The following is a 24243-nucleotide window of genomic DNA, read 5'->3' on the forward strand; positions in this document are numbered from 1 at the left end:
TCAGGCTTTTATCCGCCCCATGCCCTTTGCCCTGCTGAAAGACCGCGCGCTCATCATCGTCTCCGGCCCGGATGCCGAACACTTTCTGCAAAACATCCTGACCACCGATCTCGATGCGCTTGGCAATGGTGAGGCCAAGCCCGGCGCGCTGTTGACGCCGCAAGGCAAGATCCTGTTCGACTTCCTGATCTCGCGTGCCGGCGAAAACGCCTTCCGCATCGAATGCCGTGCCGACGTTTCGGACGATTTCATTCGCCGGCTGATGCTCTACAAGCTTCGCGCCAAGGTCGAGATTGCCAAGTCGGAACAAAGGCTTGTCACCGTCGCGTGGGGAAACGAGTCAATCGCCTCAGAAAGTGATTCAACCGCGGTTGCCGACAGGCGCTTTGGCGACGAAGGCGTCACGCGCTTTTATGCCGGCACCGCGGATACCGGCGACATCGCCGCGTGGCAGGCCTTTCGCATCGCCCACGGCATTGCCGAGAGCGGACCCGACTATGCACTCGGCGATGCGTTCCCGCATGACGTGCTGCTCGACGAGATGGGCGGCGTCGGCTTCAAGAAGGGCTGCTACGTCGGCCAGGAGGTGGTCTCGCGCATGCAGCATCGGGGCACGGCCCGGCGGCGCGTGCTGATTGTCGAGGCCGGGCTTCCCCTACCCCCCGTCGGCACCGAACTGACTGTCGAGGGGCGGTCGGTCGGCACGCTCGGCTCGAGCGCCGGCACATCAGGGCTCGCCATTGCCCGCATCGACAGGGTCAAGGCGGCGTTGGACGTCGGCCAACCGATCCTGGCGGGCGATGCGCCAGTGATGCTCACCATTCCTGCCTGGGCCAAATTCAGTTTCCCGCAGGAAGCCGCCGGCGCGGAGGAAACCTGATGGCGGCGGATCGCGCCGGCGCGCCACCACGCGCCTGGCAGCGTATGCTGTCAGGCCGCAGGCTCGACCTGCTCGACCCCTCGCCGCTCGACATCGAGATCTCGGACATTGCGCACGGGCTTGCCCGCGTTGCCCGCTGGAACGGCCAGACCAGCGGCGAGCACGCCTTTTCGGTCGCCCAGCATTCACTGCTGGTCGAGGCGCTGTTCAACGAGCTGGTGCCCCAGGCTTCGGCCGACGACCAGTTGGCGGCGCTGCTGCACGACGCGCCCGAATATGTCATCGGCGACATGATCTCGCCATTCAAGTCGGTGATGGGCGGCAGCTACAAGGATTGCGAATTGCGCCTGCAACGCGCCATCCATCTGCGTTTCTCGCTGCCTCCCGAACCGGCCGCGGTGCTGCGCAAGGAGATCAAGCGCGCCGACCAGATCGCCGCCTATTTCGAGGCAACGCTGCTCGCCGGCTTTTCGAGCGCCGAGGCGACCGAATTCTTCGGCCGCCCGCGCGGTTTCTCCGCGGAGCGCTTCGACTTCGCGCCACGCTCGGTGACCTCGGCGCAAAATGCGTTCCTGAAGCGGTTTTCAGCGATCGAGACGTCAAGACGTCACGTTGCGACATCCGCGCTAGGGTAGACAACGCTAAATTAACCGGAAGCGGCAACAGTGTGGTGTTCGATCACGCACCGCAGGCGCGCCTCATGCCCGTCGTGGATGTCAAGGATGGTTCGGTCGTCCCGGAACGGGCGGCCGGAGGCTTGGAACACTCTCGCCGCATGCAAGATGAGCTGCGCGAGCAGAACGAACGCTTTTCAGCCGCCGTCGAAAACATGTCGCATGGCCTGTGCATGTTCGACGCCGATGAACGCATGATCATCTGCAACCGCAAATACATCGACATCTTCCACCTCGACGCCAAGGTGATGCGGCCAGGCATCCTCTTCATCGACATCCTGCGGCATAGCGTCGACCTCGGCGTCGCCTCGCAAAGCGCCGACGAGCTCTACGCCATCCGCAAGCCCTATATCGACCAAGCGAAACCTTCGACCTACGAAGAAATCCTGTCGGACGGCCGCATCATCCTTATCTCGCACCGACCGCTGGCTTTGGGCGGCTGGGTCTCGATCTACGAGGACATCACCGAACAGCGGCGCGCCGAACAGGATCTCAAGGAGCAGCATCGCCGCTTCGACGCAGCGCTCGCCAACATGTCGCAAGGCCTGCTGATGTACGACGCCGACGGCAAGATGATCGTGCGCAACGGGCGTTTTCTGGAACTGTACAATGTCACGGCCGCCGACTTCCCGCTTGGAACGACGCACCGCGACGCCCTCGAACGATTGCTGGAACTCGGCATCTACACGAAGATCGACGTCGACAGCGAAGTCGCAAAGACCGAAGCCTGCCGGCGGGCGGGAAAAATGCATTCGACGTATCGCCATCTCGCCGACGGCAGGACGATTCTGGTCGTGCGCCAGCCGATGAGTGGCGGCGGTTGGGTGGCGACATTCGACGACGTCACGGAACGCCGTCGGGCCGAAGAGCGCATGACCCACCTTGCGCATCACGACACGCTGACCGGGCTGCCCAACAGATCGATGTTTCGCGAACGGCTCGACCTTGCGCTGGAGGATGTGGCCGCCACGCCGCTCGCGATCTTCTCGCTCGACCTCGACCGTTTCAAGGCGGTCAACGACACCTGGGGACACCCTGCCGGTGACTGGCTGTTGAAGAGCGTGGCCGAAAGACTGCAGCGTTGCCTTCGCAACGATGCGGACATGATCGCCCGTTTCGGCGGCGATGAGTTCGTCGTCATCCAATCCAACTCCGTGGGCATTGCCGATGCCGAGAAACTGGCGAAGCGCATAGTCGAGGCAATCGCGAAACCATTTCGCGACAAGAGCCGCGAGATGCATGTCGGCGTCAGCCTGGGCATCGCCGTTTTCCCCGCCGATGGCCGTGACGCCGACACGCTGCTGAAGAACGCCGACACGGCGCTCTACCGGGCGAAGAGCGAAGGGCGAAACCTCTATCGCTTCTTCGAACCTGGAATGGACGCCGTCGTGCAGGCCCGGCGGGCGCTTGAAGTCGACCTGGAGACCGCGCTGCCGCGCCAGGAGTTCGATCTCGATTTCCAGCCCATCATGAACATCGCCTCGGGCGAGATCATCGGCGCGGAAGCCTTGATGCGCTGGCATTCGCCGGCGCGCGGCCGGGTGGCGCCGGACGACTTCATTCCCGTCGCCGAAGAGATAGGCCTGATCGTGCCGCTTGGCGAGTGGGCGCTGAGGAAAGCCTGCGCGACGGCGGCTGGCTGGCCGCCGGGTTTGCGCATCGCGGTCAACGTCTCGGCGGTGCAGCTCAAGAGCAGCGGGTTTGCCCGCGCCGTGATCTCGGCGCTGGCTTTTTCCGGGGTGCCGGCCGGACAGCTGGAATTGGAAATCACCGAAACCGTACTGATGGACGAGAGCAAGGCCGTGCTGAAAACGCTGCGCCAGTTGCGTGAGCTCGGCATCCGCATCGCGCTGGACGATTTCGGTACCGGCTATTCCTCGCTCGGCTACCTCAGGCGCTTTCCGGTCGACAAGATCAAGATCGACCGATCATTCATTCGCGACATGGGCAATCGCGACACGGCGGCGATCGTTCGCTCCATCATCGGTCTCGGCACCGAGCTTGGCATCGTCGTCACCGCCGAGGGCGTCGAAACGGAGAGTCAACTCGACATGCTGCGCGACAATGGTTGTGTCGAGGCGCAAGGCTATCTGATCGGCGTGCCGTCGAAGCCGGCTGACATCCAGCGTCTGTTGAAAGCGCGTGCGCCGCGCAGCCAGATCGGCTGAAGGCATCGGCGCAGGGTCAGCGCAGCGTCTCCAGGTATTTCTCGTGGAAGCTGACGTAGCCGGGCTCGACCACCTTCAGGTGCCGCTCGATCAGCGCGTGAAATCGCGGCAATTGGTGAAACGGCACGCCGGGATAGGCATGATGCTCGGCATGGAACGGCATGTTCCAGGCCAGCTTGCGCACCGCCCAGTTGGTCAGCGTCGTCCTGGTGTTTTCCAGCATGTTGGCGACGAACGGACAGCGGCCGTGCTCGGCCAGCAGATAAAGGCGCAGGAATGGCTGTCCGAGCAGAGCCGGCAAGATCCAGACATAGAGCAGCACCGTAGCCTTGAACCAGAGGGCAAGCGCAAGGATCACGACATAGAACCCGATCATCGCACGTGCCTCGGCGCGCACTTTGGGCAGGCCCTTTGGCGGCACATAGCTATCGTGGCAGTCCCCACGCGCGTTGGTGTACAGCGTCTTGAAATGCCCCCACCACACCGGCAGGCCCAAGACGTGGATAATGTATTGCCGCAAGGTCTCAGGCTTGGGGAAGGCAAGCTCGGGATCGTTTTCCGGATCCTGCGTGTAGCGGTGGTGAGCGAAGTGGAAGTAGCGGAACCAGTCGGCGGGCAGCCCGATGGCCAGGCTGCACAGCCGCGCCACGCCGTCGTTCAGCCGCTGCGTATTGAAAGCCGTGCGGTGAACCGTCTCGTGCAGCAGCGTGAACAGGAACACGATCAGGATGCCTTGCGGCAGCATCAGCAATGGCCAGAACGGCACCTTGGCCGCGATCAACGATCCAATGATGACAATCGCACCCAAGTGAGCGCCGAGTTGGAACAGGCCCGCGACATCGGATTTGGCCGTCAGGCGATTGCGCTCTTCTGTCGTCAGCGACGCGATGATGTCGCGATGGTCCATCGGCTTCGATCCAGGCTGGAGATTGATGAAAGCCACTCTAGTCCACGAAAAAGCTTTCCCAAAACGACGATTCCTGCGATTTGGATAAGCTAAGCTTATCTATCTGGCGATCATGGTCACATCCCCATCCCTGAAAGGGCTCCAGGCTTTCGAAGCCGCCGCACGTACGGGCAGCTTTGCCGCGGCGGCGGAAGAGCTTTCGGTCTCGGCTTCCGCCGTCAGCCAGCTTATCCGCACCTTGGAGGAGCAGATGGGCCGCAAGCTGTTTCAGCGGGTCAACCGGCGCGTTGTCCTCACCGAGGCCGGCGTGGAAATGTTGCCGCGGCTGACCGTGGCTTTCCAGGAAATCGGCAGCGTTTCGCGCGAGCTGGGCGGCGATGCATTCCGCCCGCGTCTGGTCGTATCAGTGCCGCCATCCATGGCCATGGGCTGGCTTTCGCAGCGTCTGGCTGGCTTCGTCGCAAGCCATGGCGCCGCCGACATATCGCTCCGGGGCGATGACGACCCGGTGCCGTTCGACCGCGAACTGATCGACATCAGGCTCTCCTACGGTCCGCACTATCGCGAACATCCGACGGAGGACATTGCCAGGGACGCCGTCTATCCGGTCTGCGCGCCGAAGCTTGCCGGCATGATCAAGGCAGGCGGCGAGCCGCTCGCCGGACTGCCGCTGATCCACACGGATTGGGGACCGACCGGTGCTTCGTTTCCGTCCTGGCGCAACTGGTTCGAGGCGACGAATGCCCAATCTGGCCGGGCAGTGCGGCGCGGCCTGTCGGCCAATTCGTCGCGCGCGGCCCTCGACCTCGCCATTTCGGGGTTGGGCGTGGCGCTGGCGCAAGGGATCTACTGTGCCGAGGCGGTGGAGGACGGCAGGCTGGTGCGGCCCGCCGCGAGCGCTATCGCCCTGCGACAGCCCTACTGCCTGACTGTCCCGGAGCGAAGCGCAAGGCGCGATGTCGTGGCCGCGTTCCGCGATTGGCTGATCGATGAATGCCAGCGCGCCGTGGACTCCCCAGCGCTGCGCTGACCCAGGAGGGCGATGGTCAGAGGTGCCCGCTCAAGGCCGCCACCATGTCCCTGTTGGCCGCGACGGGCACGATCTCGAACTCGACCAGATCAGCCCATTCGATGACCCATCGCTGCAGGAGCGTGACGTCATCGGCCTCCACCAGCAGGAAACAGCGGCTCATATCGGCCGCGATCCAGCTATGATGCACGACAAGCTCGTCCGGCTTCAGACGGCCCCGGTCGCGGAACCGGCGATAGATTTCCTTGCGGTCGCTGCCGGTGAAATCCTCGATGACGATGAACAGCATCTCTTCCCTCGGTTGACTACCGCCCCGGCCTGTCGAGCCGCTCCAGGAACCACTGCGTCAGCCGCACCCAGACCTCGTCCTTCTCGCCGGAATCCTCCCAGCCATGGTCGAGGTTGGGGTTGTCATTGACCTCGATGACGAAGACGCCGTCCTTGGTCTCCTTGAGGTCGACACCGTAAAGGCCGTCGCCGATACAGCGCGCCGCCTTCACTGCCGTCTCGACGACATGAGACGGCGTCTCCTTCAGCGTGAAGGTCTTGATGCCGCCCTGGTCGGGCTTGCCATTGGCCTTGTGGTTGACGATCTGCCAATGCTTCTTGGCCATCAGATAGTGCACGGCAAACAGCGGCTGGCCACCGAGGACGCCGACACGCCAGTCATATTCGGTCGGGATGAATTTCTGCGCGATCAGAAGATCGGAATCCTCGAGCCATTCGGTGGCAAGCGTCTTCAACTCCTCGAAATTGGCGCATTTCTTGACGCCGCGCGAGAACGACGAATCCGGGATCTTCAACACCAGGGGAAAACCCAGGGTCTGCGCCGCGAGTTCGAGATCAGAGGCGCCGGCGATCATCACCGTGGGCGGCACCGGCACCTTGTTGTAGGCCATCAGTTCGTTGAGATAGACCTTGTTGGTGCAGCGGATCATCGACAGCGGGTCGTCGATGACAGGCATGCCTTCCTGCTGGGCGCGGCGGGCGAAACGATAGGTGTGATTGGAGATCGAGGTGGTCTCGCGGATGAACAGCGCGTCGTAATTTGCGAGCTTGGCGAGATCCTTCCTGGTGATGGGCTCGATTTCGACCCCCATCTTTTCGGCGATCTTGGCCCAGTACCGCAGCGAGGAGATTTCCGAGGGCGGCAATTCCTCATGCGGATCGACCAGCGTGGCGAAGGTGTAGCGCGCCGGCGTGCGGCCCTTGGTGTCGCGCCACTCACGGTTGGTGTAGGTCTCCAGGCACTGGATGAAGCTTTTTTCCTCGTCCTCGGTCATCCGCGCCAGCGGGTGGAAGCCGATCTTGCGGATCGAGGCCCATTCGGCGCTGTCCTTGATGTGGACTTCGAGCGCCGGCGCCCGGAACCAGTCGAACAACAGCTTGGCAAAACGGTCCCAGACCTTGGACGGGCCGATGCCGAAGAAGATGCAAACCTTCGCCGGAAATACGCCGCCGAGGTCCTTGCGGCATTTGTTGAGCGCCAGTTCCAATTCCGGCAAGGCATGCTCGTAGAGCTTGCGCTCCGACAGGTCGATCATCGTCTCGACGGTCGGGATGACCTTGTGGCCGCGCGAACTCGCCAGCAGCGACGCATAATAGCCGCGGCTCTGGTAGCCGTAATTGTTCGACAGGTTGATGACCTTCGGCCGCTGGCCGCGGAACAGCGAGGGATGCGCGAGATAGTCGCGATTGGTGATGATCTTATGCGGTGTCGCCACCTGGTCGAGATCGCTTTGCCTGCCGGTAAGAATGACCCAGGTCATTATCTCTTTCCCAAAGTGATGGCGGCACGCAGTCCGTCGCGGCCGAACTGCGCCATGTTCATGAAGATGCCGTAAGGCACGGGAATATTGGCGGCATCAAGGATGGTTTCCTGCCTTTCATCCTCGACCCACGGATCGTGGATCAGAATATGGTCGCCATCATCGCCGATGGCCAGCACCCAGTGCGGCACCTTCTTGCCGAACATCAGGAAGCCGCTGATCAGCACCAGCACCAGTTTGCCCCCGGCCAGCGCCGCCCTGATATCGTCGATGGTGAACGGACGGTAATTCACCGGGATGCCGTAAAGTTCCGCGCGGCGGCGAAAGTCGACCTGGGCCAATTCCATGATCCGGCGCTTGTCCTCGCTGCGCACCGATTGCAGGAACAGCGCGCCGTAGAAGGAAACAAAGATTTCCGCCGCGAGCCCGCTTTCATACCCCGAGACAGCCAGACCGAATGGTTCGCAGCCGCCCGGCCCGGACATCATGAAAACGGTCGTCGCCTCGCGCCAGAGTCGGATTTCCATCACCGGGTCGGGTACGAACCCACCATCGAAATTGGCCATGGCCATCATCAGGCAGCATGGGCCGCAGGTGAACTCGCAGGTCTGCTGATAGAATGGCACCCTGGTGGCGACTGGAAGGTCGCCGCGCAGGGTCTTTTCATAGCGCAGCGCCGTCGCGCCATCCTCGTAGTAATCCGGCTCACGGCCAATCTTGCGGTATCCGGCCTGCTCGTAGATACGGATGGCACGGCCATTGTCCTCGCGCACTTCGAGACGCAGCATCATGCGGTCGTGTTCGAAGGCTGCCTCTTCGGCCGCGGACAGCAATTGGCGGCCTATGCCGAGCCCGCCGAAAAACGGTCCGACGGCTATGGAATAGAGCCGTGCCACCCCACTGCCCTTGCGAAACAGCACGATCGCGTAACCGCCGACGCGGCCATCGATTTCGGCGACCAGCGTCTCGGCGGTCTCGCGCTCGATGAACTGGCGGAAGGAGCGGCGGGAAATGCGGTCGCTCGAGAACACAGCTTTCTCGATGGCGGCGAGGTCATCGACGTCAGACGCGCGGGCCGTGCGGATCTCGGCAGGCATGCGGCTTGAGAAAACCTCGATTGCGTTGCGGAAACGGCCCCGGTCAAAAGCGTCCCAAACACCGGCCGAAGCGCCGGTATTCATCAAGCGCTATCGCTCCTTGATTAGGGCCGAATTGTGACAGTTTCCGCGGCGGCAGGGAAGCTGACAAGCTTTGAACGGAATCGCTGTTTCAAGCCGAGACCGCAGCCGGCTCAACTGGCGAGACCGGCCAGAAGCTGCCCATACGCACTCTTGGCCACGGCCGCCAATTGCTCGCGTGGCAGCGATCCGACGACGGCACAGCCATAGCCCTTGTCCAGCCAATAGACGGCCTGCGGACCGTCCTGCGCCGAAGCGTAGGTGCCCTTGGCATTCTCCGTCGATTCCGCCGTCACGAAGAGGGATATGCGCTCGCCCTTGTCGTCTTCGTAGAGCAGCATTGCCGCCTTGCTTTCACCGGCCGGCAGCAACCGCCCACCAACCAGTCGGAACCCGTTCGCGCTCAGATCCGGCGCCACCAGCTTCAGGCCGACCCGGTTGGAGAGCCAGGTCTGCAGATGATCCTTGTCGCTGGCCGGCACTTCCACCGCATGCAGCTTCTCGGCGGCATAGATGACATGGGCCGCGATCGCCTGTTCGGCGAGCCGATCCTCCGCCGGATCCTCCTGCCCGAGGCCACCGATGCCGGCAAAATAGCCGCCAAATCCGCCCGTGGTCAGAAGCACCGCCGCGGCGACGGCAAGCCACCAGCGCGAGCGTGGCACCGCTGCCTTAACAGGCGCTTCGCCGAGCACCACCTTGCGCAAGCGCGCGGGAACAGGCTCATCCAGCACGCCGGCAAAGGCGGCACGCAATGCCTCGCGGTCGGCGGTGAAGCGGACGCTCCTCGCCTTCATCTCCGGATTGGCATCGAGCCAGGCATCATAGGCGGCACGCTCATCAGCCGGCAGTTCGCCGTCGAGCGCCATGTGGATGTCCCGTTCGGAAAAATCGCGGCGGATCATTTCTCGACGATCCTTATGGCGCGGCGGCGCGCTGTGTCGTCCAGCAACCCGCGCAGTTCCTCACGCCCACGCGCGATGCGCGACATCAGCGTGCCCGCGGGCACACCTAGAATGTTGGCGGCTTCGGCATAGGAAAAGCCCTCGATGGCGACCATGACCAGGGCCGCGCGGCGATCGGGGCTGATCGCCTGCAATGCGTTGATGATCTCGCGCGAAGCAATGCCCTCCAACTGTTCGGGCGGCTGGGCAACCGCCTCGCCCGCCTCCAGCGGCAGCATCGCCGCTTCGCCGCGGCGGTTCACCTTGCGCATCTGGTCGATGAACAAATGATGCATGATCGTAAACAGCCACCTCCTGGGGCTTTCTCCTGTCTGCCAGTTGTCGAGCCGCAACAGTGCACGCTCGAGGCAGTCCTGAACGAGGTCGTCGGCAGAATCACGGTCGCGCAGAAGCGAGCGTGCGTAGCGGCGCAGGCGCGGTATTTCGCCAAGGATTGCTGCCTTCTTTTCGTCCATGACCGCTGGTTCTGAGATCGCCCTTGTTGATTCCGATTGAACGCGCCTTCCCGGCACGGCGCAAGCGGCCAGCGCGAAGCGGTCCGCCGCTCCGGTCACCCAAGCAACGAGATAACGCTGGCTGCTGCCGGTTTATTCCCGACCAGCAAGAAAACCCAATGATTCGCAGGCGATTATCCTTTTTCTTTCGCCGCCCGCGTCAAAAGCCGCTGATAGAATAGCCCGATGCCGATCAGCACCGCGCCCAGGCCGATGAAGGACAGCGCCCTGAGCACGCCTTCCAGTTCGGACATGTCGAAGAGAAAGACCTTCAGCACGGCAACCGCGATCAGCCCGGCCGAAGCAATGCGCAGCACCTGCGATTTCAGCCAGACGCCAGCCGTGAGCAGCGCCACGCCGATCACCAGCCAGAGTGCCGAATAGGTATAGGTCTCCAATTGGCCAAGGCCGCTCCACAAGCCAATGAACTCGCCCTTGAACAGGCGCCTCACCGAGAGCGTGGCATAGGCGAAGGCAAGCAGCGCCGCCACCAGCGCCAGCATGGCCGAATACCATTTCGGCCGCTTGCCCCTGCTATAGAGCGCCAGGCCGCCAGCGGCGACGGCCGGAAGGAGATAGGCCAGGAACACAAGATTGAAAACCGGAATCCGACCGGTCGATTCGTCGGTGAACAACGGATTGAGCACCAGGAAATGCTGGATGACGACGAAGGCGACTGAGACCACGCCCACCGCCATCGAACCATAGCGCAGCACCGAGCTTGGCGAGCGCCTGTCGACGGCGATTAGGATGGCACCAGCGCCGATGGCGATCAGCGTGTAGATCGCCTGTTCGGCAAGCGTTGGCGCATCGCTGTTGATGACGCCGCCATGCATGGCGTGGCGCACCAGCATGGCGAGCGTCAGCAGCGCAAACAGTGCCGCCGCGGCCTCCATGGCGAGGCGCGGTCGGCCATTGGTGGTGTGGGCGAGCTGCCAGGCCGCGAAGCCGAAGGCGAGCGCCGGCACGCCATAGCCCGGCAGCAACCAGTTGAAGACCGGTGTCGTTGACAGGAACCCGGAGCCGACAATCGTCGGGTCGAAGGCGACGCGGCCAAGCACCGCGATGACAGCGGCGACTGAAATCCAGCCGAGCACAGGATAAGAGCGCCAGCGCGTGGCGAGCGCCGGCACGATCGCCGCGGCACCGAGCAGGATGGTGGTCCAGCCGGAATCAAAAGCCATATGCAGCATCAGGAGGCCGGCGACTGCCGCGCCGGCCAAGGCAAACGACACTGCGACACCGCCCTCGAGCGGCGGTTCCTCAGCCCGCGCGATCCACTCGCCGCCGGCAGCGAGGATCACGACCAGCAGGGCCGCGACCGCGGCGTATGCAAAATCACGGTCGAGATTGCCGAAGGTGAGCCAGAGCGCCAGCAGGATGACCAGAGGCGCGATGACGCCCCATGCAGCCCACGAGGCTGCTCGGATCCGCGCCGAGGCGGCAAAGCGGCGCGCGGCCCACAAGCCGGCGGCAACGAAGACAAGGCCGAGGCCAATACCGATACGCAGCGTCAAGGCATTTCCGGCCGCCACCGGCAGGCCGTCAAAGCCCAGATTGCCCTGGGAGAAATCGGAGCCAATGGTGGTGGGCGGAATGATGCCGAGATGGATCATCACCGTCACCAGCCCGGCTGCGTGCAGCAGCGGCACCGCGCGCGGCCGGAAGAATGCGGTGGCGACAAGGGCGACGAGAACCAAGGCGCCCGGCAAGGCATAGCCTGCCGCGACAAATGTCGCGTCGACCGACAGGCCGAGCGCCGAAAACGCGACGAAAGCTCCCGGCACGATCGATGGCCAGTCGAAGCCGCTTTCAGCAATTTCCGCTTCGCCGCCGCGACCGCTCAGCCAGACAAGAGCCAGCACGGCCAGCGTGACGGCGTCGATGAACAGGATGGCCGAGAGGTCCACGCCCGACGCGTCGGTCATGTAGAGGATGGTCCAGATGCCGGTGCCGAAAAAGGCGGCCGCCATTAGCGCTTTCCAGTCGCGTATGCGGGCGATGACGCCGGTGGCGGCGAGCACGATGGCGAGATAGCCGAACAACGCCCAGGGATTGGGCGCCTGCGAAGCGATCAGCACCGGGGTCACCATGGCGCCGACGAGACCGATGCCAGCCAGCGCCTGGCCATGGACGAGAGCGGCGGCGATGGTCGCAATGCCGATCGCACCGAGCAGCGTGAAGGCAAGCGCGGCGCCGATGAAGCCGTAAACGCCATGGGCGGCATAGACGGTGCCGAACAGGATGAAGGCACCGGCCGCCGTCAGGATCGCCGGAATATAGGCGCCGGCAAAACCTTGCACCGGCACCTTGAAGCCGGTGCGGCGAATGAACTCGCCGCCGGCGACCAGCACCAACCCGAGCACGGCCGCCATGGTGAGCCGCACGCCGGGGCCGAAAATGCCGGCCTCAATGGTGTAGCGGATCAGGAACAAGCCGCCCAGAGCAAGCGCGATGCCGCCGACCCAGACCGCCCAACGCGTGCCGAGCGCGGTTTCGACATCGGACTGGCGGGCGGCTTGGGCGGCCGCGGCCGGCGCGACCTCTGGCATTTTCAGTGTCGCCTCGGGCGCGCTCCAGGGACCGGGCACACTCTCGCCGGCCGGGATTTCCGCCTCCATGGCCTGTACCAGCGCGGGTGCCGGCTCGCTGATTGCTGCCGGGACGATATCGGCCGCGGGCGCTGCCACCGGTGACGTGTCGGCCTTGCCCTCGACCGCTTCCTGTTCCGACAGCCTGACCACGGGCGGCGCCACGCCCGAAAGCACGAGACTGCGCAGCGCGCCAAGCTCGCGCTCGATCAGACCGATCCGGCTCTGCTGACGCGAAATGATGACGAACAAGGCGATGATGGCGACAAGGCCGATCAGGCTTTCAAACATGGCGGTTCCCCCAAACCAGGCCAGTTTTCACTGACATTTCGTCTCACTGACATTCAAATGCGGCGGCCAAACGGCTGAAAACTCAACGTGCCGCCAGATTGGCGGCCGGGAATATCGAACATGTCTCGGTACCGAAAGCCAGCAGCTTGCCGCCGGCATCCTTCAGCGTCGCTTCCGAGACGGCAAGCGTGCGGCCCTTGTGGACCACCTTGCCTTCACAGACGACCTCGCCGGTCCTGGGCGTGATCGGCCGCGTCAGGTTCACCTTGAACTCCGCCGTCGTGTAGGCCTCGCCCTTTTCGAGCAGCGTCTGCACGGCGCAGCCCAGTGCCGAATCGAGCAGTGTCGCCGCCCATCCTCCATGCACGCTGCCCAGCGGGTTGAGGTGGCGTTCGTTCGGCACGCCGCGAAATACGGCGCGACCTTCCGATACTTCGGTCAAGGCGAAGCTGAGCTGGAAGGAGATCGGCGGTGCCGGATATTTGCCGTCGATGATTCGCTGAAGCAATTCCAGGCCGGTGTATTTCAGGATGTCGGCATGAGGAATGGTGCCGAGGCCGAGTGGCGAGACCCGGCCCGGATAGAGTTCGACTTCGCTCATCTGATGATTTCCCCGGCCGCATTCTCTCCGCCGATGGGCTTGTGCGTCGCGTGGTGCTTGCGCAGCGCTGCAAGAAAGCCGGCGCGCGCGTCGGGCTGATCGATGCCGCGCGGCTCGTAGACATGGCGGGTGAAGAAGAAACCGGTCAAGCGGAAGGCGTCCGCGATCGCCGCATGGTTCGCGCGCATGCCGGAGCCGCGCTGCAGAAATGGAGGCAGCACCAGCATCTTGTCGTGCCACGGCGCGCCGGCTTCACGCGACACCGCGCGTCCCGACTTTGGCGAGACATAGGCAAGATCCTGCCTTGTGCCGGTGGCGGCGCATTGGCTGAGGTCGAGGCCGAAGCCGAGTTCATCAAGGATCAGAAGTTCAAAACGCGCCACCAGTTCGCCGGCGGCATCGGCATCGTCCAGGTGGACGATCATCACCGAAAGCGCCTCGTAGAGGCCGCCATGGGCATCACGCTCGGGCAGCAGGCGCAGATGCGCCGCCATCGTCTGAAGGCCGTAGACGGCGATGGCACTGTCCATCAGCCGGGCGGCATTCATTTCGATCGCTTCGGCCTGGAAGGTGCCCAGATGCTCGTCGAGGCGCGCGCGCCACAAGAGATCGACGCGATTGCCGGGCTGGAGAACAGGCTGCTGCTTGCGCGAGCGGCCGCCGCGCACGAGGCCGAGATGGCGGCCATGGGCACGCGTCATCACCTCGAGAATGGCGCTGGTTTCGCCATGCTTGCGGGTGCCGAGAATGATTCCCTCGTCGCGCCATTCCATGCCTGAGCTTTTCACCCGTTGGATGGCGAAATCAAGATGAGGCGCTGGTGCTCGGGCGGGCCGGCACCGGGACAGCGCGCAAAAAACCGCCCACAGCGATACGCTGCGGGCGGCCTGGTGAGGTCAGTCGATTTGTTAGAACGAGCGCTGGAAGCGGAGAATGCCGCCGACGCTGCTCTTCTTGTTGGCCTTGGTCCAGTTGCTGAAGTCTGCGTCGTCGAACTTTCCAGCATTGAGGTAATCGACTTCAGCCGTGACCGTAAAGCCGGGCACAACGGTATAGGCAACGTTCGCGGCGATGCCGAGATTCTTCCAGTCGTCATAGGAGATCTGGGCGTTAAACGAGGTTTTGTCGCTGAACTTGTAGGTGCCGCCACCCCAGATTGCCCATTTGCCGCCCCACTGCTTGTAGAAGCCGCGACCGTGTGCATCGATGGCGTTGTTCGCATCGTCGGTGAGATTGTCGTCGGTGCCGTAGCCACCCATGATGAACAGCGACAATTCGTTGGTTGCCTTGACGTCGAGGCGAACCTTGCCAGCGACTTCTTCATAGTTGCTGTCATAGGCCACGACGCCGGTGATGGAACCCCAGTCGCCCTTGTACTTCAAACCGCCGACGACATGGGGGACATAGCTGTCGATGGTGCCGATTTTACCAGCGCCTTCTTCGAGCGAGACCAGCCCCGAGAAGCCGTTGCCCGCGTCGAAGTAGTACTGAACGACGTTGCTCTCCTGCCCGCCATACGGAACCAGCGTGTCCTGGATGACGTTGCCGGCATAGCCGATGAACGTATCGAAAGCCGTATCGTCCTTACCGACGCGCAGGCCACCAAGCTGGATCCAGGCGAAACGCAGCGATAGAGATTTGTTGCGGCCTTGCCAGTCGTCGGCATTGGAAGCTGCTTGATTGAGATAATCACCGGAGCTGTTGCCGTAGTTGAAGCGGGTCTCGGTGTAGGTCTTCAGGGTACCGAGTTCGGTTTCTTGACCGGTCCAGGTCTTCAGCGTGAAGCGGGTGTTCTTGTAGTAGGTCGAATGAGTGCTGCCATCCTGAGTGTCCGGGACGTGGTTGACGCCATCGAGTGAGCCGGCATCGCCGACGCCGATGTCGTAACGGACATAGCCGCCGATGCGCAGGCAGGTCTCGGTGCCCGGGATGTAGAAGTAGCCAGCGCCGTAGACGTCGCAGATCTTGACGTATTCGGCCGGTTCCGGTTCGGCGACGACGACCGCGTCCGCGGCGCGAGCGCCGGACACCGCGATCAGGGCCGCGGCTGAGCCGAGAAGAAGGCTCTTGATGTTCATTTTCTGACCTCTCCAGTCATAGTTAAATGGCTTCGGATTTGTGGCTGGCGGATATGTTTTCCCGCCTCACCCCACAACGAAAAGGCGCGCACCGCGTCCCCTTTTCGCGGCGAACATACCCATCAATCTTCCGCCTTCAATGACAATTCCACAAATATGCCGGATTCAGACGACAGATTAAATCTGTGTTGCACAAATAACACTAACCATTCCTAGTCAGTTTTCAAAACGGCACAAATGGCACATTGTCATTTTTATTTAGTAATTGCAAATTTTTTGCTTAATGACTCTATTTTGGTGATTTATTCTATTGCTTTCAAATCAATTGAATACGCCGTCTTACAAAACCTCGAATAATTGTTTTTTCTACGTCAGATTCCTGAATCAAATCTGACCAACTGCCCGGACACTCCACTGACGCCAGAAGGGCCATGTGAAGTTGCCCGCCGCGGTGGCTTTTTTGATCCATTGGAAACTCAACGCCGTCCGATGTCGGCGCGTCACGCGCTTCGCCTCACGCCTGACGCTCGCGATCGATCAGCACCGCATCGATCACCCGCCAAGATTCTTCGATCTCGGCCGGGGCGACGTCTATGTGGCCGGCGGCAATGATCAGTGCCTTCCACAGCGCCCAGCCACGCCCGCGCGCCCAGGTCGCCTCATCTGCCGCGAGGCAGGCGCGAAACGTGTCTCGGCTTTCGCCCTCGAAAAACGTCCAGGCAATTGCCAGGTCGCAGGAGGGATCACCGATACCGGAGGTGCCAAAATCGATCACGGCGCCCAACCTGCCCTTTTCGACCAGGAGGTTGCCCTGGCTGACGTCGCCATGGAACCAGACGGACGGACCTTCCCAGGCCGCGGCAAGGGCTCTCTCCCAGACAGCGGTCGCGGCGCCGGCATCGATGCGGTTGCCGAGTGCCGAGATCGCTTGCCTTGTCTCGCCGTCATAGACGGTCAGCGGTCCGCCGCGAAAGAAATTGTGCTGCCCAGGCGCTGGCCGTCGGCCGCGTCCACGTGTTTCAACGCGACCAGGAACCGAGCCAGGTCCGCCGCGAATTCCGACAGATCCGCGATACGTTCCCGTTTCGCGGTCGCGCCCTCGATCCAGCCATAGACGGACCAGTGCCAGGGATAGCCCTCGGCTGGAACGCCCATCGCCAGCGGCACGGGGATGGGCAGTGGCAACAGCGGCGCCAACCTCGGCAGCCAGCGATGTTCCTTTTCCACTTGCAGGGAATAAGCGGCGGCGCTCGGCAACCGCACGGTCATCTCGTCGCCGAGATGAAAGGTCCTGTTGTCCCAGCCGCCAAAATCAACCGGCCTGACCGCAAGATTCTTCCAATGCGGGAATTGCGCGGCAATCAGCCGGCGCACCAAGGCGACATCGATCGCGATCTCAAGCATGATCTTTCCCGAAAATAGACCCTCTTGTTCGGGATCATGCCCTAATGAGGAAACTCCAACCCCATCTCGCGATAGCGCTCGGGATCATCGCCCCAGTTCTCGCGCACCTTCACGAACAGGAACAGGTGCACCTTCTGCTCCAATATGCCTGATATTTCCATCCGCGCGGCCTGCCCGATGGCACGGATGGTCTCGCCCTTGTGGCCGAGCACGATCTTTTTCTGGCTGTCGCGCTCGACAAAGATAGTCTGGTCGATGCGCACCGAGCCGTCCTTCTTCTCTTCCCATTTCTCGGTCTCGATATGCGAGGAATAGGGGAGTTCCTGATGCAGCCTGAGATAGAGCTTTTCGCGGGTGATCTCGGCCGCGAGCTGGCGCATCGGCAGGTCGGAAATCTGGTCTTCCGGATAGTACCACGGACCGGCCGGCAGCGCCTGGGCCAGATAGTCGAGCAGGTCCTTGCAGCCGGAGCCGGTCAACGCCGAGACCATGAAGGTGCGCTGGAACGGCACTTTCTCGTTCGCTGCCGCCGAGAGGGCCAGAAGTGCCTCCGGCTTGACGCGATCGACCTTGTTGAGGATCAGCGCCATCGGCTGGCGCACGTCCTTCAGCCGTTCGAGAATGGCGTCGGCGTCGCCCCTGATGCCGCGTTCGGCGTCGATCAGCAGCAGCACGATATCGGCGTCCTTGGCACCGCCCCAGGCGGTGGTCACCATTGCCGTATCCAGCCGCCGCTTGGGCTTGAAGATGCCGGGCGTGTCGACAAAGACGATCTGCGCGTTGTCGTGCGTGGCGATACCGCGCACGATGGCGCGTGTCGTCTGCACCTTATGGGTCACGATCGAGACCTTGGCGCCGACAAGTTGGTTGACCAGCGTCGACTTGCCGGCATTGGGCGCGCCGATCAGCGCGACGAAGCCGGAATGCGTGACAGGAGCGGCTGCAGTGTCTTCGGCGGTCATGCCGCACTCCCTTCATGAACCCAGACGCCCTCGCGAACCAGAAGGGCGGTGGCGGCGGCCTGTTCAGCCTCGCGCTTGGAGCGGCCGCTGCCGGTTGCCGGCTGAAACGCGCCGACCTTGACGCTGACGGTAAACAGCGGATCGTGATCGGGCCTTCCCGGCCATCGATCTGATAGGCGGGAACAGCACCCGCCGCCTGATGCGCCCATTCCTGCAATTCGGTCTTGGCGTCGCGGCGTGCCGCGCCCGAGGCTTGCGAACGCGGCTGCCAGTATTTGTGAATGAACACGCGGGCCGCTTCCAGACCGCCGTCGAGATAAAGCACGGCGATCAGTGATTCCAACGCGTCGGCGCGCAGGTTGACGCGCTTGCGTCCCTCGAGCCCGCGCACGTCCGATCCGGCACGGATCAGGTCCGGCAACCCGATATGCTCGGCGATATCAGACAGCGCCTCGGCATTGACCAACGCATTGAGCCGCAGCGACAGCTCCCCTTCCGCGGCATCGGGAAAGGCAGCCAACAGCATATCGGCGACTACAAGGCCAAGAACCCGGTCGCCGAGAAATTCGAACCGCTCATAATCGGCGCCCGCATTGGCACTGCGCGCACTGGCGTGGGTAAGCGCGCGCTGCAGGCGCTGGCGGTCGGCAAAGGCATGGCCCGTGCGTTCCGCAAGCGCTTCGGCGAGCGCATCGGCGGTCAGCCGTTTTGGTGCCGCCATGGCCCTAGTTGACGAAATGGAACAGGCGCGAAGCGCGCATCAGCGACGGCCATTTCCAGATTTCGAGTGGGCTTGCCTTGCCGGCGATCGAGAAGAAGACAAGGTTGGCGCGGCCGACCAGGTTCTCGGCCGGAACGTAGCCGACGGTGAAGCGGCTGTCGGCGGAATTGTCCCTGTTGTCGCCCATCATGAAATAGTGGCCGGGCGGCACGTCGAATTCGCGGGTGTTGTCGCCGATCGAATTCGGCGACAGGTCCAGCGTGTCGTAGCTGACGCCATCGGGCAGCGTCTCGCGGTAGACATCGATGGGATAATCCTTTTCCGTGATGTCGGGATTGTCGATCTGGCCGGTCTTGACGCGCGGCACGGCGACGCCGTTGATGAAGACTTGGCCATCCTTCATCTGGATCTTGTCGCCGGGCAGGCCAATGACGCGCTTGATATAGTCGACGGACGGATCCGGCGGGAACTTGAACACCACCACGTCGCCACGCTTGGGCTCGGAGCCCCAGATGCGGCCCGAGAAAATGTCCGGTCCGAAAGGCAGCGAATAGCGTGAATAGCCGTAGGACCATTTGGTGACGAACAGATAGTCGCCTTCCAGAAGCGTCGGCCGCATCGAGCCCGACGGGATCGAGAACGGCTGGAACAGCAGCGTGCGAATGACCAGGGCGAGCAAAAGCGCCTGGACGATGACGCTGACGGTTTCGCCAAGCCCGCCGGATTTCTTCTGGGATTTTTCAGCCACGCTCATGTCGTCCTCGATTGTGCGTTGGATGGTATAGAGTCTCGGCGCGCGCTGGGCAACGTCAATGCCGGTCGTCAGATGCAATCAATGTGGCGCTTCTTCGACGGGCACCGCCTCGATGATCACAAAGGCTTGAGCGAGCGGGAAATCATCCGTGATGGTGAGGTGGATCGCTGCCCGATGGCCCTGGGGCAGGATCTTTTCCAGCCGCGCCAGCGCCCCGCCGGTGAGCGCCATGGTCGGCGCACCGCTGGGCAGGTTGACGACACCCATGTCGCGCCAGAAGACCCCTTGTGCCAGACCGGTGCCCAGGGCCTTGGCGCAAGCCTCCTTGGCGGCAAAGCGCTTGGCGTAGGAAGCCGCGCGGGCGCGCCGGTTCTCCGAACGTGCCTGCTCCACCTCGGTGTAGATCCTCTGGATGAAGCGCTGGCCGTGACGCTCAAGCGACTTCTCGATGCGTCTGATGTCGATCAGGTCGCTGCCGATGCCGATGATCATTGGGTAGCGGAACCGACGCTTCCGCCGGGATGATGCGAATGCTCACGGCGTCTCGCGCGCTCGGCCAGCCGCTTGCGCCTCTGTTCGCGGAAGACATTCATGCCCCAGCGCGTGATGCCATAGAACACCAGGCCGAACACCAGCCCGAGCGGCACCGCCCCGATTAGCATCGGCTCCAGGACGGGATGCCATAGTTTGGCGAACGAAAGCGTGTGCATCATCTCGCCCAGATGCGCAGGCGGGCCATGCGCCGGCAGGCGATCGTGCAGGATGAGCTTGCCGGTTTCCCAGGATGCGCCCCACAAGAGGGGAAAGGTCAGCGGATTGCCGAAGAAAACAGCTCCGAGAGCAGCTGCCACCAGATTGCCGGCGATCACCCAACACAGAACGGCGGCAATGATGAAGTGAAAACCGACGGGGAAGAACGAAGCAAAGACACCTGCGGCGACGCCCGCCGCCACCGCATGCGGGGTGGCCTTCAGCCGCAGAATGCGCTTGGAGAAATATTGAAGCGAGCGCGAAAACGAACGGCGCGGCCACAGATAGGTGCGCACCCGCTCGAAAAGGCCATCAGGCTTACGGCGACGAAAAAGCACTCTCTTCCTATTCCCGACAACTCACAGCCTACACGCCGGCTGTTCCTGCCGGGCTTCGACCATCATATCCTGCGCTTTACGGTCGCCAGAAGGCAATCGCGACTTTGATATAGCCATCCGCAACCCCGACAACAACCGGAGGCCGTCTGCACAGTGGCCGCACCGCCAAGTTTTGGTAAGGTCCGTCTTCTCCAACATCGGACAATCGCGGCGAATTTGAGAAGCCGTTTCGGCTAATTGTCGCAGCCAAATGATCGATATGCTACCGCGGATACTGGCTGACTTCGACAAGGTTGCCATCCGGGTCGCGGAAATAGACCGACATCATCGGCCCCTGCGCGCCGATGCGTTCCACGGGCCCGAGCTCAACCATCACCTGATTGGCTTCGAGGACGGCAAGGAATTCATCGAGCGGCCGCTTGGTGATCAGGCAGAAGTCCCCGGATCCTGGCGTCGGCGACTTGGCTTTCGGCTCGAAGGTGCGGCTGATCTCGTGGACATTGATCTTTTGGCTGCCGAAGACAAGTGCCGTCGGCCGGCCCGGCGTATCGACACGATCGAAGCCCAGCACGCGTTGATAAAAGGCGCAGGTTGCGTCGAGCGACGCCACCGTCAGCACGAAATGATCGATGCCAGCGATCAATGCGGCCTCCTCGTCAGATGTTGCGGCTGCCGGGCTTGATGGCCGGGATGGCGGCAAGCTCCGGCGGCAACCTGTCCGGCGGATAGGCTGGGACCTCGTATTCGGCGAGCGCGATCAGCGGCACGCCGACATGGGTCTTGCCGGCGGAACGGTCGATGATGCAGGCGGCCGCGACCACCTCTGCGCCAAGTTCGCGCAGGCAATCGATGGTTTCGCGGATCGACAATCCGGTCGTGACGATGTCCTCGACGATGACGACGCGGGCGCCCCCGCCGATCTCGAAGCGCCGCAGGCGAAATTCGCCCCCTTCCCGCTCCACCCAGATCGCCGGCACGCCAAGGTGGCGCGAGGTTTCGTAAGCCGGGATCAGCCCGCCGATCGCCGGCCCGACAACATAGTCGATCTTGCCCGGCACCGCGGCGCGGATCTTCTCGGCCAGCGCCTTGCACAGCCGCTCGGTCTTGTCAGCATGCATGAACACCCGTGCCTTCTGCAGGAAGACCGGACTGCGCAGACCCGACGTCAGAATGAAATGACCCTCCAAAACAGCGCCAGCCTCGCGGAATATGCCCAGCACTTCGTCGGTATTCATCTCGTCCCCCATGATCGGCTTTCGCTAGCCGTTGACGCGCCGCGCATCGCTGACGCTCGAATTGTCCTTGAGCTGCGACAGCAGCCGGTTGAGATGCTTCAGGTCCCAGACTTCGAGATCGATCAGCATTTCGGTGAAATCGGGCGCGGTGCGCACCATCGACAGCGTATGGATGTTGGCGTCGTTGGAGGCAACGACCTGGGCGATGTCGGCGAGTGAGCCCGGCGCGTTGATGGCGGTGACAGAGACGCGCGCGGGAAACCGTTCCTTGGTGCGTTCGTCGATGTCCCAACGCACGTCGATCCAGCGCTCCGGCTGGTCGTCGAAAGCCTGCAGCGCCGGCGACTGGATCGGGTAGATGGTGATGCCGGTGCCCGGCTGGACGATGCCGACGATACGGTCGCCAGGGACCGCGCCTTCCGGCGCGAAGCGCACCGGCAGGTCGCCGCGCACGCCGCGGATCGGCACGGCGCCGGCGCCTGGCTGGTCCTTGTCCTTGCGCGCGGCCCGGCCAGGTATCTGGAACAGCATGCCGGCGGCGTTGCGGATCTTCGACCAGCCCTCCTCGCGCTGCTTGGGAGCCGCGGAGGTGACGCGCTCGTCCTTGTAGTCAGGGAAGACCGCCTTCATGACATCGGTGGAAGCCAGTTCTCCGCGACCGACGGACGCCAGCACATCCTCGATGTCCTTGCGCGCCAACCGGTGCAGGACGGGCTTCAGGCTTTCCTTGGTGAAGGTCTTGCCGGCTCGTTCGAAGGCACGCTCCAGGATACGCGCGCCGAGACCCGAATATTGCTTGCGGATGGCATTCTTGGTGGCGCGGCGGATGGCGGCGCGCGCCTTGCCGGTGACGACGACCGATTCCCACGCGGCTGGCGGCACCTGCGCCTTGGAGCGGATGATCTCGACCTCGTCGCCATTCTTCAGTTCCGTCATCAGCGGCATGATGCGGCCATTGACCTTGGCGCCGACGCAGGTGTCGCCGACATCGGTGTGGACGGCATAGGCGAAATCGATCGGCGTGGCGCCACGCGGCAAGGCAATCAGCATGCCCTTCGGCGTGAAGCAGAACACCTGGTCCTGGAACAGCTCCAGCTTGGTGTTTTCGAGAAAATCTTCCGGATTGTCGCCTTCGGCCAGTTGCTCGATGGTGCGCCGCAGCCAGGCATAGGCATTGGTCTCCTTCGAGATCGCATGGCCGGCGCCGTTCGCCTTGCCACCGGTGTCCTTGTAGATGGAATGGGCGGCGACGCCGTATTCGGCGATCTTGTTCATCTCGCGGGTGCGGATCTGCAGTTCGACGCGCTGGCGCGAAGGGCCGACGATGGTGGTGTGGATCGAACGGTAGTCGTTCTGCTTCGGCGTCGAGATGTAGTCCTTGAAACGGCCGGGCACCATCGACCAGGTGGTGTGGATGGCACCCAGCGCGCGATAGCAGTCCTCGACGGTGTCGACGACGACGCGGAAACCGAAAATGTCGGACAGTTGCTCGAAGGACAGCGCCTTGGCCTCCATCTTGCGAAACACCGACCATGGCTTCTTCTGCCGGCTCTTCACGCCGGCGTTGATGGCATGCTTCTCAAACAGTGCCGACAGCGCCTTTTCAATGTCGGTCAATACGCCCTTGTTGCGCTCGAAGATCTCGGCGAGGCGGGCGGTGACGGCGCGGTAGGCTTCCGGATTAATGAAGCGGAAGGCGATCTCTTCCAACTCCTCGCGCATGCCTTGCATGCCCATGCGCCCGGCCAGCGGCGCGTAGATGTCCATCGTCTCCTCGGCAATGCGCAGGCGCTTGGCCTCGGGCATGTGATCAAGGGTGCGCATGTTGTGCAAACGGTCGGCGAGCTTGACCAGCAGCACGCGCACATCTTCCGAAATCGCCAGCAGAAGCTTGCGCAGGTTCTCCGCCTGCTCGGCCTTCTTGGAGACAAGATCGAGCTTCTTAAGCTTGGTCAGGCCCTCGACCAGCTTGCCCATTTCGGGGCCGAACAGATCGTCGATCTCGGCCCGCGTCGCCGTGGTGTCCTCGATGGTGTCGTGCAGCAGTGCGACGGCGATGGTCGCCTCGTCCATGTGCATCTCGGTGAGGATGGCCGCGACCTCGAGCGGGTGCGAGAAATAGGGATCGCCGGAAGCGCGCTTCTGGTGGCCATGCTTCTGCATGGCGTAGACATACGCCTTGTTGAGCAACGCCTCGTTGACGTCAGGCTTGTAGCGCTGGACGCGCTCGACAAGCTCATACTGACGCATCATGGGCTAAATCTCTCGGCGATGAAATGAATCATGCGCCGCACTGTCGTACGGCGCATGTCCGGTACCAACTGTCGCAAATACCAGATTCATGCATTATGCCAAGTGCGGGCAAAACTGCATCTGGTATTTGCGACAGTTGGCACTCGATAGCCACGAAACTGCCGGGACGGAAGGGCCGGAGATTGTTCCAGGCGCTTCCG

21 protein-coding genes and 2 pseudogenes are annotated in these 24243 nt (G+C 62.8%); 4 read left to right on the forward strand and 19 right to left on the reverse strand.

Features of this window, described 5'->3' with window-relative positions; translation table 11 throughout:
• Nucleotides 1-19: 19 nt before the first annotated feature.
• From EJ077_RS20270 to EJ077_RS20280, 3 genes are all read left to right on the forward strand, one after another.
• Nucleotides 20-880, forward strand: a complete 861-nt coding sequence (locus EJ077_RS20270) for a YgfZ/GcvT domain-containing protein (RefSeq protein WP_208695794.1) — start codon at nucleotides 20-22, stop codon at nucleotides 878-880.
• Complete coding sequence (locus tag EJ077_RS20275; protein ID WP_208695795.1) at nucleotides 880-1515, forward strand: HD family hydrolase; 636 nt, start codon at nucleotides 880-882, stop codon at nucleotides 1513-1515. Before EJ077_RS20270 ends, EJ077_RS20275 begins: the two co-directional genes overlap by 1 nt.
• A gap of 65 nt (nucleotides 1516-1580) precedes the next feature.
• Nucleotides 1581-3722, forward strand: a complete 2142-nt coding sequence (locus EJ077_RS20280; protein ID WP_208695796.1) for a putative bifunctional diguanylate cyclase/phosphodiesterase — start codon at nucleotides 1581-1583, stop codon at nucleotides 3720-3722.
• Nucleotides 3723-3738: 16 nt separating this feature from the next.
• On the opposite strand, the gene EJ077_RS20285 is transcribed toward EJ077_RS20280, so the two are convergent.
• A complete protein-coding gene (locus EJ077_RS20285; protein ID WP_208695797.1) occupies nucleotides 3739-4629 on the reverse strand; it encodes a fatty acid desaturase family protein in 891 nt (296 codons plus the stop codon).
• Between the two features lie 112 nt (nucleotides 4630-4741).
• Here EJ077_RS20285 and EJ077_RS20290 point away from each other — a divergent pair, with 112 nt between their 5' ends.
• On the forward strand, nucleotides 4742-5659 hold the full coding sequence (locus EJ077_RS20290; protein ID WP_208695798.1) for a LysR substrate-binding domain-containing protein: 918 nt from the start codon (nucleotides 4742-4744) through the stop codon (nucleotides 5657-5659).
• A gap of 16 nt (nucleotides 5660-5675) precedes the next feature.
• Here EJ077_RS20290 and EJ077_RS20295 read toward each other — a convergent pair whose 3' ends face one another.
• From EJ077_RS20295 to EJ077_RS20380, 18 genes and pseudogenes are all read right to left on the reverse strand, one after another.
• Nucleotides 5676-5948: a DUF3303 domain-containing protein gene (locus EJ077_RS20295; protein WP_208695799.1), complete on the reverse strand. Its 273-nt coding sequence runs from the start codon at nucleotides 5946-5948 to the stop codon at nucleotides 5676-5678.
• Nucleotides 5949-5964: 16 nt separating this feature from the next.
• Nucleotides 5965-7428 (reverse strand): RimK family protein, encoded by a 1464-nt coding sequence (locus tag EJ077_RS20300; RefSeq protein ID WP_127280355.1) that lies wholly within the window; start codon nucleotides 7426-7428, stop codon nucleotides 5965-5967.
• Nucleotides 7428-8525 carry a peptidase C39 family protein gene (locus tag EJ077_RS20305; RefSeq protein ID WP_135883435.1) on the reverse strand — a complete coding sequence of 366 codons (1098 nt, stop codon included), beginning with the start codon at nucleotides 8523-8525 and terminating at the stop codon, nucleotides 7428-7430. Before EJ077_RS20305 ends, EJ077_RS20300 begins: the two co-directional genes overlap by 1 nt.
• A 194-nt stretch (nucleotides 8526-8719) precedes the next feature.
• Entirely contained in the window at nucleotides 8720-9511 is a 792-nt protein-coding gene (locus EJ077_RS20310; protein ID WP_208695800.1) for an anti-sigma factor family protein, read from the reverse strand.
• Entirely contained in the window at nucleotides 9508-10026 is a 519-nt protein-coding gene (locus EJ077_RS20315) for an RNA polymerase sigma factor (protein ID WP_127276227.1), read from the reverse strand. The genes EJ077_RS20310 and EJ077_RS20315 overlap by 4 nt, the downstream gene beginning before the upstream one ends.
• A gap of 173 nt (nucleotides 10027-10199) precedes the next feature.
• Nucleotides 10200-12947 (reverse strand): DUF2339 domain-containing protein, encoded by a 2748-nt coding sequence (locus EJ077_RS20320; RefSeq protein ID WP_208695801.1) that lies wholly within the window; start codon nucleotides 12945-12947, stop codon nucleotides 10200-10202.
• Between the two features lie 82 nt (nucleotides 12948-13029).
• Nucleotides 13030-13548, reverse strand: a complete 519-nt coding sequence (locus tag EJ077_RS20325) for a PaaI family thioesterase (RefSeq protein ID WP_135883359.1) — start codon at nucleotides 13546-13548, stop codon at nucleotides 13030-13032.
• On the reverse strand, nucleotides 13545-14321 hold the full coding sequence (gene recO, locus EJ077_RS20330) for a DNA repair protein RecO (protein WP_208695802.1): 777 nt from the start codon (nucleotides 14319-14321) through the stop codon (nucleotides 13545-13547). Before recO ends, EJ077_RS20325 begins: the two co-directional genes overlap by 4 nt.
• Nucleotides 14322-14456: 135 nt before the next feature.
• The gene (locus EJ077_RS20335; RefSeq protein WP_208695803.1) at nucleotides 14457-15626 is read right to left on the reverse strand and encodes a porin; all 1170 of its coding nucleotides are present in this window, start codon (nucleotides 15624-15626) and stop codon (nucleotides 14457-14459) included.
• Between the two features lie 514 nt (nucleotides 15627-16140).
• A pseudogene (locus EJ077_RS20340) lies at nucleotides 16141-17030 on the reverse strand (aminoglycoside phosphotransferase family protein).
• A 41-nt stretch (nucleotides 17031-17071) separates the two neighbouring features.
• Entirely contained in the window at nucleotides 17072-17992 is a 921-nt protein-coding gene (gene era / locus EJ077_RS20345; protein WP_127276219.1) for a GTPase Era, read from the reverse strand.
• A pseudogene (gene rnc / locus EJ077_RS20350) lies at nucleotides 17989-18713 on the reverse strand (ribonuclease III). Before rnc ends, era begins: the two are co-directional and overlap by 4 nt.
• A 4-nt stretch (nucleotides 18714-18717) precedes the next feature.
• Complete coding sequence (lepB, locus tag EJ077_RS20355; protein ID WP_208695804.1) at nucleotides 18718-19467, reverse strand: signal peptidase I; 750 nt, start codon at nucleotides 19465-19467, stop codon at nucleotides 18718-18720.
• A 78-nt stretch (nucleotides 19468-19545) separates the two neighbouring features.
• Nucleotides 19546-19959, reverse strand: a complete 414-nt coding sequence (gene acpS / locus EJ077_RS20360; RefSeq protein ID WP_208695805.1) for a holo-ACP synthase — start codon at nucleotides 19957-19959, stop codon at nucleotides 19546-19548.
• The gene (locus EJ077_RS20365) at nucleotides 19956-20555 is read right to left on the reverse strand and encodes a DUF2062 domain-containing protein (protein ID WP_208695806.1); all 600 of its coding nucleotides are present in this window, start codon (nucleotides 20553-20555) and stop codon (nucleotides 19956-19958) included. The genes acpS and EJ077_RS20365 overlap by 4 nt, the downstream gene beginning before the upstream one ends.
• 262 nt (nucleotides 20556-20817) lie before the next feature.
• On the reverse strand, nucleotides 20818-21198 hold the full coding sequence (locus tag EJ077_RS20370; protein ID WP_208695807.1) for a VOC family protein: 381 nt from the start codon (nucleotides 21196-21198) through the stop codon (nucleotides 20818-20820).
• Nucleotides 21199-21211: 13 nt separating this feature from the next.
• Complete coding sequence (pyrE, locus tag EJ077_RS20375) at nucleotides 21212-21790, reverse strand: orotate phosphoribosyltransferase (protein WP_208695808.1); 579 nt, start codon at nucleotides 21788-21790, stop codon at nucleotides 21212-21214.
• 24 nt (nucleotides 21791-21814) lie between these two features.
• Entirely contained in the window at nucleotides 21815-24043 is a 2229-nt protein-coding gene (locus EJ077_RS20380) for a RelA/SpoT family protein (RefSeq protein WP_208695809.1), read from the reverse strand.
• Nucleotides 24044-24243: the final 200 nt, after the last annotated feature.

Source organism: Mesorhizobium sp. M8A.F.Ca.ET.057.01.1.1 (genome assembly GCF_003952565.1).
Classification (GTDB): Bacteria; Pseudomonadota; Alphaproteobacteria; order Rhizobiales; family Rhizobiaceae; genus Mesorhizobium.

What these genes read in the sequence shown, in the direction of transcription:
- EJ077_RS20275 (WP_208695795.1), top strand. Translation starts at nt 880, where the DNA reads ATGGCGGCGGATCGCGCCGGCGCGCCACCACGCGCCTGGCAGCGTATG.
- EJ077_RS20310 (WP_208695800.1), bottom strand. Translation starts at nt 9,511, where the DNA reads ATGATCCGCCGCGATTTTTCCGAACGGGACATCCACATGGCGCTCGAC.
- EJ077_RS20335 (WP_208695803.1), bottom strand. Translation starts at nt 15,626, where the DNA reads ATGAACATCAAGAGCCTTCTTCTCGGCTCAGCCGCGGCCCTGATCGCG.
- era (WP_127276219.1), bottom strand. Translation starts at nt 17,992, where the DNA reads ATGACCGCCGAAGACACTGCAGCCGCTCCTGTCACGCATTCCGGCTTC.
- EJ077_RS20320 (WP_208695801.1), bottom strand. Translation starts at nt 12,947, where the DNA reads ATGTTTGAAAGCCTGATCGGCCTTGTCGCCATCATCGCCTTGTTCGTC.
- EJ077_RS20305 (WP_135883435.1), bottom strand. Translation starts at nt 8,525, where the DNA reads ATGCCTGCCGAGATCCGCACGGCCCGCGCGTCTGACGTCGATGACCTC.
- recO (WP_208695802.1), bottom strand. Translation starts at nt 14,321, where the DNA reads ATGGAATGGCGCGACGAGGGAATCATTCTCGGCACCCGCAAGCATGGC.
- EJ077_RS20295 (WP_208695799.1), bottom strand. Translation starts at nt 5,948, where the DNA reads ATGCTGTTCATCGTCATCGAGGATTTCACCGGCAGCGACCGCAAGGAA.
- acpS (WP_208695805.1), bottom strand. Translation starts at nt 19,959, where the DNA reads ATGATCATCGGCATCGGCAGCGACCTGATCGACATCAGACGCATCGAG.
- EJ077_RS20285 (WP_208695797.1), bottom strand. Translation starts at nt 4,629, where the DNA reads ATGGACCATCGCGACATCATCGCGTCGCTGACGACAGAAGAGCGCAAT.
- EJ077_RS20315 (WP_127276227.1), bottom strand. Translation starts at nt 10,026, where the DNA reads ATGGACGAAAAGAAGGCAGCAATCCTTGGCGAAATACCGCGCCTGCGC.
- pyrE (WP_208695808.1), bottom strand. Translation starts at nt 21,790, where the DNA reads ATGAATACCGACGAAGTGCTGGGCATATTCCGCGAGGCTGGCGCTGTT.
- EJ077_RS20290 (WP_208695798.1), top strand. Translation starts at nt 4,742, where the DNA reads ATGGTCACATCCCCATCCCTGAAAGGGCTCCAGGCTTTCGAAGCCGCC.
- EJ077_RS20280 (WP_208695796.1), top strand. Translation starts at nt 1,581, where the DNA reads ATGCCCGTCGTGGATGTCAAGGATGGTTCGGTCGTCCCGGAACGGGCG.
- EJ077_RS20380 (WP_208695809.1), bottom strand. Translation starts at nt 24,043, where the DNA reads ATGATGCGTCAGTATGAGCTTGTCGAGCGCGTCCAGCGCTACAAGCCT.
- EJ077_RS20270 (WP_208695794.1), top strand. Translation starts at nt 20, where the DNA reads ATGCCCTTTGCCCTGCTGAAAGACCGCGCGCTCATCATCGTCTCCGGC.
- lepB (WP_208695804.1), bottom strand. Translation starts at nt 19,467, where the DNA reads ATGAGCGTGGCTGAAAAATCCCAGAAGAAATCCGGCGGGCTTGGCGAA.
- EJ077_RS20300 (WP_127280355.1), bottom strand. Translation starts at nt 7,428, where the DNA reads ATGACCTGGGTCATTCTTACCGGCAGGCAAAGCGATCTCGACCAGGTG.
- EJ077_RS20325 (WP_135883359.1), bottom strand. Translation starts at nt 13,548, where the DNA reads ATGAGCGAAGTCGAACTCTATCCGGGCCGGGTCTCGCCACTCGGCCTC.